Source organism: Halorubrum tibetense (genome assembly GCF_042661865.1).
Lineage (GTDB): Archaea > Halobacteriota > Halobacteria > Halobacteriales > Haloferacaceae > Halorubrum > Halorubrum tibetense.
Map to the genome: position 1 here is coordinate 1 of NZ_JBHSWW010000550.1, position 851 is coordinate 851.

Below are 851 nucleotides of genomic sequence, written 5' to 3' on the forward strand. Positions count from 1 at the left end.
GAATAGATCACCGTACCACCCTGTGCCACTAGGGTATCGGCCGCCTTGCCGAGCGCGGGGTTTGCGGTGATGCCAGAAAAGGCGTCGCTGCCACCGCACTGGACCGCGAGGGTTAGATGGCTGGCATCGGTGGCTTGGCGTTTTACCGCGTTCACCCTAGGCAACATCTCCCGAATGATACCCAAGCCGTGGTCAATCGCCTTTGCCGTGCCATCCACATCTTGAATGTTGTAGGCGCGGAAAAACTCCGATTCGACTAACCCATAGTCGCGCATGAGGTGGTTAAGTTGCATAGCTTCGCAACCTAAACCCAGAGTAATCACACCGCCGAAATTTGGGTGCACGGCATAGCCTGCCAAGGTGCGAGCCAAAATGTGGCCGCCCCGGCTGTTGGGGTTCATACCGCAACCCGAGCTATGCACCAAGGGCACTATGCCGTCGATGTTATCGAAGCCGTCGAGCAGCTGGCCTAGGCGCGCCTGTTCGGCGATATGGCGAGCGGCAGTGGCCGAGCAGTTAACCGTGGTGACCAGAGCGATAAAGTTGCGCGTGCCTACTTTGCCAGACGGGCGGTGGTAGCCTTGAAATTGGCGTTTGGCGTTGGTCGGAACGAATTGGGTTGGGCGAATTTGGCTGCAGAAGGCAAAGTCCCGCTCGAAGTTGCCCATGGCGCAGTTGTGGGTGTGGATATGCTCGCCCGCGGCAATACTCTGTGTGGCCTGACCAATAACTTGCCCATATTTCAGGATTTTTTCGCCTGCGGCGATGGTCTGGCTTGCCACTTTGTGCATCTTTGGAATGTCGTTGCAGGCTTTGAAATCGGCACTCAGCTCACAACCTTTAGGTAGCGC

The 851-nt window shown here is 57.0% G+C and carries 1 protein-coding gene; it reads right to left on the minus strand.

The annotated features are described in order from the left end of the window. The coding region (locus ACFQEU_RS16900) for a UxaA family hydrolase (RefSeq protein ID WP_379784032.1) at nucleotides 1-851 on the minus strand (851 nt) is incomplete at both ends.